Below are 11586 nucleotides of genomic sequence, written 5' to 3'. Positions count from 1 at the left end.
CTGTTAAGCCCGAAGCATGTGGAAGCTCATGGCGGTGGCCCTGGCGATCTCTTCGGCGCCCGCGGCTGACGGCGCTCCCGTCTACCTGGCCGACGGCGGCGGCAAGCTGTCGCTCGCGGTGGTGTCCGGGCAGCCGGTCCTGGCCGACGCGGCCGACCCGGGCGCCAAGTGGACCTACGCCGGGCAGCACTTCACGAACGTCCAGAGCGGACAGTGCCTGACCGCGGCGAGCCCGGTCGACGGCGTCGCGGTGAAGCTGGCGGCCTGCGACGACAAGGACAAGCACCAGGCGTGGCGGCGCGTGGCGGGCCTGCCGGGTCTGGTGGAGATCGCGAACGTCGCGACCGCGCGCTGCCTGACGGCGGAAGGCGCGGTCACGGGCGCCCGCCTGTACCAGGAAGTCTGTTCCCTGACGGGCATCGCGAACACGTGGGCGGCGGGCGGCCGGACACTGGCGATCCTGTCCGGCAACGGCCAGCGCCTGGCGACGAAGGACCCGGGAGTCCCGTTCGTGGTCCGCGTGATCGGCGAAAACGGCCAGCCGGCGGCCGACGTCCCGGTGACGTTCTTCGTCCGCGCCGCACGTCCGAAGAACACTTTGGTTTTCGAGGGTGGCAGTGAGACGGTGACGGTGAAGACGGGTGCGGACGGTTCGGCGTCGAGCCCGAAGCTGGTGCTGACGGAGGTGGGGGAGTTCGAGGCCCGGTTCGTGGGGACGGCGGGGCTGGAGGACGGATCGTCGATCGCCTTCGAAGGGTCTTGCCTATGCTGACTCGGGCAGGGCGTCGCCGATGTCCCGGGCTTCGAGATCGCCGACTTCGCCTTCCTTCGCCGCCCGCCTTCCGAGCGTGAAGACGTAGACCAGGAACGCCACCTCGACCAGCACGCCGATGCCCACGCGGACCCACGTCGGCCAGCCCGACGGTGTCACGAACGCCTCGATGATCCCCGTCACGAACAGCACGCACGCCAGCCCGAGCGCCATCACCACCACCGAACGGCCCTGCTCGGCCAGCGCCTGCGACCGCGAACGGCGGCCCGGGTCGATCACCGTCCAGCCGAGCTTCAGGCCGGTGCCCGCCGCGACGAACACCGCCGTCAGCTCCAGGAGGCCGTGGGGGAGCAGCAGGCCGATCATCACGTCGAGGCGGCCCGCCGCGCTCATCGCGCCGATGATCACGCCGGCGTTGAGCGCGTTCAGCCAGAGCCCGCCGATCACCGGCAGGCCGAGCGCGACGCCGAGGAACAGCGACGTCGCCGCCACCCAGGCGTTGTTCGTCCACACCCGCGCCGCGAACGAGCCCGCCGGCCCCGTCGAGTAGTAGCTCTCGGCCTCGCCGCCGGGCCTGGTCAGCTCGTTCAACCCGTCCGGGGAGTCGATCGCCGCCCGGACGTTCGGGTCGTGCGCGACCCAGACCGCGATCACCGCCATCACCGCGATCGACACCAGCGCGGCCGGGATCCACCAGCGTCGCGACAGGTACACCGCCGCCGGGAACCGGCGCGTGAAGAACAGGGCGACCTCGCGCCACGCGGGGTTGTGCGACCCCGAGATCGCGCTCCGGCCGCGCGCGACCAGCCCGGACAGCCGGCCGACCAGCGCCGGGTCGGGCGCGACCGACCGGACGATCGACAGGTGCGTCGCGGTCCGCTGGTAGAGCGTCACCAGCTCGTCGGCCTCGGGCCCGGACAGCTTTCCGCCCCGGCGGGTCAGCTCACCGAGCCGGTTCCACTCCGCCGTGTGCGCCGCGACGAACACGTCCACATCCACCCGACCACCCTATCCGTCGTTACGCTGGGCCCCGTGCACGAGGAATCCGAGCTGGTCACCGGCGAAGCCGTCGTCCTGGACCTGCGGGTGGCCAAGCTCGCCAGCCGCGCCCTGGCGATGGCGCTGGACGTCCTCGTGCAGTTCGTGCTGCTGCTGGGCGCGATCCTGCTGCTGACGGTCGTGGTGCCGGACGCGGACGAAGCGCTCGCGCTGACCCTGATCCTGGTGTTCCTGGTGCTGATCATGGTCGGGTATCCGGTGCTGTTCGAGACGCTCTCGCGCGGCCGCTCGCTGGGCAAGCTGGCCGTGGGCCTGCGCGTGGTGCGCGTCGACGGCGGCCCGATCCGGTTCCGGCACGCGCTGGTGCGCGGGCTCGCCGGGTTCATCGTGGACTTCTGGATGCTCGGGCTGTTCGGCGCGGTCGCGGTGATCGTGTCGCTGTGCTCCTCCGACGGCCGCCGCGTCGGCGACTTCCTCGCCGGGACACTGGTGGTCCGTGAGCGGGTGCCGGAAAGCGCGGGTTACCCGGCGATCGGCATGCCGCCGGGGCTGGAGGGCTGGGCGGCGCAGCTCGACCTGACGCGTCTACCGGACGACCTCGCGTTGGCGAGCCGGCAGTTCTTGGCGCGCTTCGGCCAGCTGCGCCCGGAAGCCGCGGAGGCGCTCGGCTGGGGGTTGGCGCAGCAGGTGGGGAACGCTTTGGGGACGCCGATGCCGCCCGGGGTGCCGCCGTGGGCGTTCCTGGCGGCCGTGCTCGCGGAACGGCGCCGGCGGGACCAGGCTCGGGCCTTCCAGGCGTATGCGGCTCGGCAGGCGGGTTTCGCGGCGGCGGGGCAGACCGAAGCCCCGCGGGGACAGGCGTTCGCGCCGCCGAGCCACTTCGCCCCCGCTCCGCAGCCGGACCCGCCGACTCCGCCGTCCGGCGCTCCTGCCGTCGAAAACCCGTTCACCCCGCCGAGCTGACAGTCGCTAGGACACGTCCCCGGACGCCGAGAGCCACGTGTTGCACTGCTGGTTGCGGTTGGTCGTCGCGCCGTGCTGCCACCAGGAGATGTTGTGGCGGGCGCTGCCGTGGTCGTGCTTGCCGTTGCGGGCGTAGTCGTCGCCGCGGTCCTGGGCGTTCCAGGCTTCGTTGTAGATGTTCTTGTCGACCGAGCCGCCGGAGACCGACGCCGAGCCGAGGAACATCCCCGAGAAGCACTGCGCTTCCAGCTCCATCCGCCGGGACAGCTCCAGCCCGACGGCCGAGTCGGCGCCCGCGTCGTAACGCTGGTTGCCGTACGCCTCGCTGATACCGGCCATGTTCTGCACGTGGTGGCCGTACTCGTGGGCCAGGATCGACAGGTACGGGCCGGGGTGGTTGCCCCAGACGTCCAGCTCGATGCGGTCCATCGGCATGTAGATGGTGGTGTTGTTCGGGCAGTAGAACGGCGTGACGCCGGTGGTGGTGCCCCCGCCGCCGCAGGGCGTCGACGATTCGGAGATCGACCCCGGCACCGACAGCTTCGGCGACTCGAACGGCAGCCCGGCCGCGCCGAGGACGCGTGACCACATCGCGTCGAGGCAGGTGATGCCGAACTGGAAGAACCGCTGGACGCTGTTCTGGTCGGTCGCCCAGCGGCTCAGCGAGCAGGGGACGTTCTGGAGGCCGTAGTTCGCGTCCTCGAAGAGCGGGTTGTCCTTGGTGCGCGCGACCGAGCGCGGGCCGGACGGCGTCTGGGACGTCGTCGGGGTTTCGCCCTCGGAGGTGCGGGAGGTGGTGCGTTCCGTGGTGGGGGTGGTTTCGGTGGTGCGTTCGGACGTTTCGGTGGTTTCGGTCGGGTAGGTGCTGGAGTACCCGGCGTCGGCGACGTGCCGTTTGGTGCCCCCGGTGAGCGCGATGGCCGCGATCAGCCCCCCGACGACGGCGACGATCCCGATGATCGCGACGGCCACGATGACGCCGGTGTTGGACTTCTTGGCGACGTAGGGCCGGTACCCGGGAGCGAACCGCGGCCCGAAGGGAGCCCCGGGCGGCGGCCCGGCATAACCGGGGGTGAAGACGGGCGGCGCGGCGGCAGCCGGCGGCGGAAGGGGAGTGCCGGGCGGCGGCATGAAGGGGCCGGTCGGCGGGCCGGTGTGGCTGTAGGGCGCGGTTTGCGGGGGCATGCCCTGCGGAGGCGGCCATCCGCCCGGTGCCTGGGGCGGTCGGCCTTGGGTCGGTTGCCCGCCCGGCCACTGCGACGGCTGACCTGGAGCGCCGCCGGGACCGTGCGGTGACTGGCCCGGTGCACCACTCGGCGCCTGGTTCGGTTGCCCGTCTTGGCCCGGAGCACCGCCCGGCCGCTGCGGCGGCTGGCCCGGAGTGCTGCCGGGGCCTTGCGGCCCTTGCCCCGGCGCGCCGGGGCCTTGGGGTCCCTGGCCCGGCGCACCACTCGGTGCCTGCCCGGGCTGCCCGCCCTGCCCAGGTCCGTGCGGCAGCTGGCCCCCCGGCCCCGGTTGCCCGCCCTGCCCAGGTCCGCGCGGCGGTTGCCCACTTGGCCCCGCCTGCCCGCCTTGCTGCCCCGGCTGCCCGCCCTGCCCCGGCCGGCCCGGCGGCAGCGGCCGCACCCCCGGCGGCGGCAGCGGCGCTCGCCCCGGTGGCAGCGGGCGGCGCGGGTCGTGGGGACCCGGGCCGTGTGGACCCGGGCCCTGCGGGCCTTGCGTCATCGAGTGGAACCCCCCGTGCGTTCTCCGCGTCGAAAGCGGCGTACCTGCGGTGATCTCGCCGTTCCGGGCGTCAGCATAGATCGGGTGCTCTAGTGTGTGGTGCTGTGTTGAGGAAATGGGGGACGGCCGCCGCGGTGGCCGGGCTGCTGGCCATCGGGGGGACCGCCGCCGCGCAGACCGGGCCGTCCGCCGGTCCCACCCTGCCCAACCCGCCGAGCGACCTGGTCAAGAAGCCGCAGCTGCTCGACGGCAACCAGGTCCAGCCGCCGGCTCCCGACGGCACCAGCGCCGACGTCGCCCTCAAAGTCCTCCGTGACGGCTCCCTGTCCGTCACCGAGAAGGTCACCGTGCCCGGCGGGCAGCAGCTCACTTCGCGCGTGCCGCTGCGGGTCGCCGCCGGGGACGAGCAGGACCGCGTCTTCACCGTCCGCGACGTCAAGACCGAAGGCGCCGCCACCAGCCGGCTCACCGGTGACCAGCTCGTCCTCACCTTCACCGGCGGCTCCTCGACCGTCACCTACCTCGTCGACGGCGCCGTCGCCGACCTGAGCGGCCGCCAGCAGGCGCGCTGGCAGGTCGCGAGCGGCTTCGACGCCCCGCTGGTCAAGCTCACCGCCTCCTTCCTCGCGCCGTCGCCGGAACTGTCCCCTGTGGACTGTTTCGCCGGCCCGACCGGCTCGAGCCGGCGCTGCACCCTCGCCGAGCTCGACCACACCGGTGTCGTGCGCCTGGAGCAGAACGACGTCCAGCCCGGCGAACGGGTCGACCTGCTCGTCGGCCTGCCCGCGGGCACCACGCCCGCCAACGCCGTGTTCGCCGACATCGGCCTGCTGGCCAACGCCTTCGCGCTGACCCCGCTGACCGGCGCCGGCTTCGCCGTGCTGCTCCTGTTCCTCGTCGCCGGCGGGCTCTTCGTGTGGCGCCGCCGCAAGCAGGACGCGGGCGCGCTGCACACCACCACCGGCCCGGTCGAGGTGCTGCTGCGCGACGGCGACCGCGTCTTCTTCGCCAGTCCCGACGGGGTGCTGCCCGGCCAGGTCGGCACGGTCGTCGACGAGACCGTCGACGTCGTCGACATCAGCGCCACCGTCGTCGACCTCGCCGTCCGCAACTACCTCTGGCTCGCCGAGCTGCCGGGCCAAGACTGGCAGCTCGCCCGCCGCAACCCGCCGGACGAGCACCTCCACGACTTCGAACGCGCCGTCTACGAAACCCTGCTGCCGCCGGGCACCGAGACGGTCCTGGTGTCGCAGCTGCGCGCCCGCGGCGGCCTCGACCTGCGCCGGATCAGCGACGCGATGTACACCGACGTCGTCACGAAGCGCTGGTTCTCCCGCCGCCCGGACACCGCTCGCGGCCGCCTGACCTGGCTCGGCGCCGGGATCTTCGCGCTCGGCCTGGTCACCACCGCGGTGCTCACCTTCACGGTCGGCGACGCGCTGCTCGGCGTCGCGGTCGCCCTGGCCGGGCTCGCCGTGGCCGCGGCCGCCGCGCTGCTGCCGTCGCGCACCGCGCGCGGCCGGGTGCTGGCCGGGCAGGTCCGCGGCCTGCTCGACTACCTGCACACCGCCAAGGCCGAGGACATCCCGCCCGCCGACCGCGAGCTGGTGTTCTCCCGGTCGCTGCCGTACGCGGTCGTGCTGGGCGACACCGAACGCTGGCTGGGCGCCTTCGCCGCGCTCAACCCGGCGTCCGACGGCTCGGCCGGCCTGTACTGGTACGGCGGCATGGAAGCCGACAGCGACCTGCGCCGCTTCGGAGCGCGCTTCCCGTCCTTCCTGACCGCGCTCGACGGGCTGCTCACCGAGGCCGGCCGCGCCGCCGCGTCCCGCTGACCGTGCTCGCGGCGGCGGCACTGGCGCTCTTCCTCGCCGCGGCGCCGGTCGACCAGCCGCCGCTGCCCGCGCTGCCGCAGAGCGCCGAGATCCAGCTCAAGCTGGAGCGCGACGGCTCGCTCTCGGTCGCCGAGGCGGTCTCGGTGCCGAACGGCATGACGATGGACCGCCGGGTCCCGCTGCGCGTCGCGGCGCCGCACCACCGCGACCGCGTCTACGGCGTCCGTGACGTCGTCCTCGAAGGCAGCGGGACGGCGTCGGTCGACAAGGACGTCTTCTCCGTCCACCTGACCGCGGGCACCTCGATCTTCCGGTACACAGTGGACGGTGCGGTCGACGGCGACCGGGTCACCTGGGAGCCGGCCGGCGGCTGGAGCGCCGAGCTGAAGTTCCTCCGCGCCTCCTTGGCGACGCCGAAGATCCCGGTCGCGGTCGACTGCGCGATCGGCGGCTTCCCGTGCGCCGCCGCGCAGATCGACCACGCCGGGCTGACGCGGTTCAGCCAGCAGAACCTCGCGGCGGGCGACCGGATGACCACCACCGTCGAGCTGCCGGCGGGTACCGTCCCGGCGAACGCGCGGTTGGTGCCGGCCAAGACGCTCGCGGGCGCGTTCGTCGTCACCGCGCCGGTCGGCTGGGCCTGGACGGGCTTCGCCGCGCTACTGCTCGCCGCCGCGACCTTCGTCGCGTTCGCCCGCCGCCGTAGCTTTCACGTGAAAGCTACGGCCCCAGGTGGGAGCTTTTACGTGAAAGCGACGGGCGAGTTCGCGTCGCCGGCCGGGGTGCTGCCCGGGCACGTCGGCTTGCTCCTGCACGGCCGCGCCGGGCCCGCCGACCTGGCCGCGACCGTGCTCGACCTGGCCGTCCGCAACTACATCTGGGTGAGCGACGGCCCGACGCTGGCTCGCCGCAACCCGATCGACGAGCACCTGACGGCTTTCGAACGTGCCGTCTTCGAGGCCGTCCTCCCGGGGGAGTCGGTGACGCTCGCCGAACTGCGGCAGCGGCACGTCGAGATCCCACGGGTGGCGCTGCACGCCGACCTCGCCGGCCGCGGCTGGCTCGCGACCGGGTGGCTCGGCCGGGCCGGGACCCGGGTCGTCTGCTACGGCGTGTTCCTGACGATCCTGCTCGCCCTGACCGTCGGGTACGCCCAGCTCGGCGTCATCCTCACGCTGGCCGGGGCCGCCGCTGTCGCCGTCTCGGCCGCGCTGCCCGCCCGCCGGCGAGCGGGCGCGGAGGTCGCGCGCCGGCTTCGCGGCGTCGCCGGGCAGCTCGCCACGACGCGGGCGAAGGACTTCGGCAAGCCGCAGCAGGAGCAGGTGTTTTCGCGTGGCCTGCCGTACGCGTCAGCTCTGGGCGAACTGGGCCCGTGGGTGGCCGCCTTCGCGGCGCTCGACCACCCGCCGCCGGTCTACTGGCACGCCGGCGACATCACGCCTGACCAGGCCGGATCCTTCGCGACGGCGCTCGCGGGGGTGTTCGCGGCGGCCCACCGTGGTCGCCTCCGGAGCCTCGTGAGTGGTAATTCGGGTTAGAACCCCAATCGCCACTCACGAGGCGGGCAGCCGAGAAGTGGCGAGCCGTCGTAGGGTGGGGCCATGGCCGATCCCGAGCTCGTCCGATACACCCTAGACAACGGTCTGCGCGTGGTTCTGGCACCCGACGCGACCGCGCCCGTGGTCGGTGTCAGCGTGCACTACGACGTGGGCTTCCGCTCCGAGCCGGAGGGGCGCACCGGTTTTGCGCACCTCTTCGAGCACCTGATGTTCCAGGGCTCCGAGAGCCTGGAGAAGCTCGCGCACTTCCGGCACGTGCAGTCCAGCGGCGGCACCTTCAACGGGTCCACCCACCCGGACTACACCGACTACTTCGAGGTGCTGCCGAGCGCCGCGCTCGAGCGCGCGCTGTTCCTCGAGGCCGACCGGATGCGCGCGCCGAAGCTGACCGCCGAGAACCTGGCGAACCAGATCGACGTCGTCAAGGAGGAGATCCGGCTCAACGTGCTGAACCGGCCCTACGGCGGGTTCCCGTGGATCACCCTGCCGCCGGTCCTATACTCGACGTTCCCCAACGCGCACAACGGCTACGGCGGCTTCGAAGACCTCGAGAGCGCCACGGTCGAAGACTGCGCCGCGTTCTTCGACACCTACTACTCGCCGGCGAACGCGGTGCTGACCGTGGCGGGCGACTTCGAAGTGGACAACGCGAAGAAGCTGATCGAGGCGCACTTCGGCGACGTCCCGCACCGGCCGGCGCCGCAGCGGCCGTCGTTCGCCGAGCCGCTGCCGACCACCGAGCTGCGCGGCGAGGTCGAAGACCCGCACGCCCCGCTGCCCGCGCTCGGCATCGGCTACCGGATGCCGGACCCGATCAACGACGTCGACGGCTACCTGGCCTACCTCGTGCTCGCCGGGGTGCTGACCGACGGCGACGGCTCCCGGCTGCAGCAGCGGCTGGTCCACAAGGAGCCCCTGGTCGTCGACATCGGCGCCGGCGCCGGGCTGTTCGGCCCGTTCGAGGCCCGCGACCCGGACACCTTCACCGTCACCCTGATCCACCCGCACGAGGTCCCGCGCGAGCGCGTGCTCGCCGCGCTGGACGACGAGCTGGAGAAGATCGCCGAGAACCCGCCGAGCGAGGAGGAGCTGCGCAAGGTCACCGCCCGCTGGACGGCGAGCCTGCACTCCGAGCACGACCGCCTCGTCTCCCGGACGCTGGCGCTCGGCTCGTTCGAACTGCTCTACGGCGACGCGTCGCTGGTGTACAAGCTCGCGGACCGGATGTCCGCCGTCACCTCGGAAGCCGTGTCGGCCGCGGCGAAGGCGCTGCGCCCGGACGCGCGCGCCGTGCTGGTGGTCAAGCCCGCTTCGGAAGGGAACAACGAGCAGTGACTTCTGCAACGCACCGCACGGCCGAGGAGATCGGCCGCACCGCGCGGGGCCCGCGCCCGCTGCCCCCGCTGGGCGAGCAGCGCGCCGCCGGCGATCTGTCGCATGTGGACACCGAGCTCGCGAACGGCCTGCGGGTGCTGGCCGTCCGCAAGGCGACCGTGCCCATGGTCGAGGCGCGGCTGTGGATCCCGTTCGCCGGCGACGACGCCCTGCACCCGGCGATCGCCGAGGTGCTCGCCGAGACGATCCTGACCGGCACCGCGCGCCGCAACCGCATCGAGATCGACGCCGAGCTGGCGCTGATCGGCGGCGACATCGGCTGCGGCGTCGACCCGGAACGCCTGGTGCTGACCGGGTCCGCGCTGGCCGAGAAGCTGCCGACGTTCCTCGACGTGCTGGGTGACGTCCTCACCGGCGCGACCTACGCCGACGAGGAGATCGCCCGCGAGAAGGAGCGGCTGGTCGAGCGGATCGCCGTCTCCCGCACCCAGCCGCGCACGATCGCGCGCGAGGCCCTGCAGAAGCACCGCTACGGCGACCACCCGGCGACGCGCGAGGTGCCGCGCGCCGAAGACGTCGCGGTCGTGACGCCCGAGCAGGTGCGCGAGCTGCACCGGGTGTCGGTGCAGGCCCGCGGTTCGGTGCTGGTGCTGGTCGGCGACATCGACCCGGCCGCGGTCATCGGCGAGCTGGAGAAGGTGTTCGGCGGCTGGGCTTCGGACCGCTCCGCCGTCCGGCTCCCGCCGTTGCCCGACCTGACCGGCCCGGACGTGCTGCTGGTGCCGCGCGCCGGGGCCGTGCAGTCGCAGATCCGGCTTTCGGCGCAGACCGTGCCGCGCACGGACCCGGGGTACGCGGCGCTGCAGCTGGCGAACCTGGCCTACGGCGGGTACTTCTCGTCGCGGCTGGTCGAGAACATCCGCGAGAACAAGGGGTACACCTACTCCGCGCACTCCGGCTTCGAGTTCACCGACGGCACGGCGGTGGTCAACGTCGACGCGGACACCGCGACCGACGCGACCGCCCCGGCGCTGCTGGAGACCCGCTACGAGCTGGGCCGCCTCGGCCAGGTCCCGCCGGCCGGCGACGAGCTGGAGTCGGTGCGGCAGTACGCGATCGGCTCGCTGCTGACCTCGACGTCGTCGCAGTCCGGGCTGGCCGGGCAGGTGCTGGCGCTGGCCTCGACCGGGCTGGGCCTGGAGTGGCTGAACGAGCACCCGGCGCGGGTGGCGGCGGTGACCGCCGCGGACGTGGCGGAAGCGGCGCTGAAGTACTTCGCCCCCAAGCGGTTCACCGGCGTGGTGGTCGGCGACGCGGCGGTGCTGGAGCGCAAGCTGCTGTCCCTCGGCGACGTCGTCGTGGGCGAGCCGGCCTGATGTCCGTCCCGTTCACCCTCGGTGCGCTGCCGACCCTGTCCCGCTCCACTGTGGACAGGCAGGAAGGCTTGCGCACCAACCCTTCACGGCTGGTGTCACGCTGGCCCGACGCCCGGGTCGTCCTCCTGGACGACACCGGGCGCACCCCGGTCGTCGAGGGCTCGCCGGTGCTGGCGTTCCGCAAGGCGATCGACTTCGGCGCGGCCCCGCCGCCGGACGCGGTGTTCCTCGGCGAGTGGCAGGACGTCGACTACTGGTCGCTCCCGGGCGGCCCGTCGGGCGACGCCGGCACGGTGAAGATGGCGGGCAGCTGGGGGTTCGTCGAGGAGGTCCCGAGCGTGGACGGCGAGATCTGGGTCGAGCTGCGCGGGTACGGCGACCTGCTGGACGACACGTCGGCGGGCCTGTTCACGACGGCGCAGGCGCTGCGGAACTGGCGCCGCCAGGCGAAGTTCTGCACGCGCTGCGGGCATCCGACGGAGCTGATCCAGTTCGGCTGGGCGAGCAAGTGCACCAACGACGGCCGCGAGGAGTACCCGCGCACGGACCCGGCGGTGATCTGCCTGGTCCACTCGCTGGAGGGCACGAACGGCTCGCACGTCCTGCTGGCCCGCCAGCCGATCTGGCCGGCGGGGCGGTATTCGGTGCTGGCGGGGTTCGTGGAGGCGGGGGAGTCGCTGGAGGCGTGCGTCCTGCGCGAGATCCGCGAAGAGGTCGGGGCTCTGGTGTCGGACGTCCGGTACCTGGGCAGCCAGCCGTGGCCGTTCCCGCGTTCGATCATGCTGGGGTTCACGGCCCGGGCGGATCGTGCGGCGCCGCTGGTGCCGGCGGACGGCGAGATCGAAGAGGCGCTGTGGGTGTCGCGCGCCGAGGTGCGTGAGGCGTTCGCGAACAGCCAGCTGAGGAACGAAGGAGCCCGCCCGACGCCTATCGCGGACGGGGCGGCGGAGATCATTCTGCCGGGGAACTCGTCCATCGCCCGCGTGATGCTGAAAGCCTGGGCGGACGCCGAGGAGTAGCCG

The 11586-nt window shown here is 73.0% G+C and carries 9 protein-coding genes; 7 read left to right on the top strand and 2 right to left on the bottom strand.

The features are described 5' to 3' along the window. The first annotated feature begins 16 nt into the window (after positions 1-16). Entirely contained in the window at positions 17-772 is a 756-nt protein-coding gene (locus ACZ61C_RS04840) for an RICIN domain-containing protein (protein ID WP_465302946.1), read from the top strand. On the opposite strand, the gene ACZ61C_RS04835 is transcribed toward ACZ61C_RS04840, so the two are convergent. After that, a complete protein-coding gene (locus ACZ61C_RS04835; RefSeq protein WP_465302944.1) occupies positions 764-1771 on the bottom strand; it encodes a stage II sporulation protein M in 1008 nt (335 codons plus the stop codon). The two genes, ACZ61C_RS04840 and ACZ61C_RS04835, sit on opposite strands and share 9 nt — an antisense overlap. A gap of 33 nt (positions 1772-1804) precedes the next feature. Here ACZ61C_RS04835 and ACZ61C_RS04830 point away from each other — a divergent pair, with 33 nt between their 5' ends. Further along, a complete protein-coding gene (locus ACZ61C_RS04830; protein WP_465302942.1) occupies positions 1805-2734 on the top strand; it encodes an RDD family protein in 930 nt (309 codons plus the stop codon). A 6-nt stretch (positions 2735-2740) separates the two neighbouring features. Here ACZ61C_RS04830 and ACZ61C_RS04825 read toward each other — a convergent pair whose 3' ends face one another. After that, on the bottom strand, positions 2741-3919 hold the full coding sequence (locus ACZ61C_RS04825) for a neutral zinc metallopeptidase (protein WP_465302941.1): 1179 nt from the start codon (positions 3917-3919) through the stop codon (positions 2741-2743). A gap of 644 nt (positions 3920-4563) precedes the next feature. On the opposite strand from ACZ61C_RS04825, the gene ACZ61C_RS04820 reads away from it, so the two are divergent. The 5 genes from ACZ61C_RS04820 (at position 4564) to nudC (ending at position 11583) form a co-directional block, all read left to right on the top strand. Further along, positions 4564-6294 (top strand): DUF2207 family protein, encoded by a 1731-nt coding sequence (locus ACZ61C_RS04820; RefSeq protein WP_465302939.1) that lies wholly within the window; start codon positions 4564-4566, stop codon positions 6292-6294. Between the two features lie 2 nt (positions 6295-6296). After that, entirely contained in the window at positions 6297-7832 is a 1536-nt protein-coding gene (locus tag ACZ61C_RS04815) for a DUF2207 domain-containing protein (RefSeq protein ID WP_465302937.1), read from the top strand. A 63-nt stretch (positions 7833-7895) separates the two neighbouring features. After that, positions 7896-9188 (top strand): M16 family metallopeptidase, encoded by a 1293-nt coding sequence (locus ACZ61C_RS04810; protein WP_465302935.1) that lies wholly within the window; start codon positions 7896-7898, stop codon positions 9186-9188. Next, the gene (locus ACZ61C_RS04805; protein ID WP_465302933.1) at positions 9185-10564 is read left to right on the top strand and encodes a M16 family metallopeptidase; all 1380 of its coding nucleotides are present in this window, start codon (positions 9185-9187) and stop codon (positions 10562-10564) included. The genes ACZ61C_RS04810 and ACZ61C_RS04805 overlap by 4 nt, the downstream gene beginning before the upstream one ends. Then, positions 10564-11583 carry an NAD(+) diphosphatase gene (gene nudC / locus ACZ61C_RS04800; protein WP_465302931.1) on the top strand — a complete coding sequence of 340 codons (1020 nt, stop codon included), beginning with the start codon at positions 10564-10566 and terminating at the stop codon, positions 11581-11583. Before ACZ61C_RS04805 ends, nudC begins: the two co-directional genes overlap by 1 nt. Positions 11584-11586 lie beyond the last annotated feature (3 nt).

Source organism: Amycolatopsis sp. NPDC104587, assembly GCF_055583645.1.
This window is presented reverse-complemented; position numbering and strand designations above follow the sequence as displayed.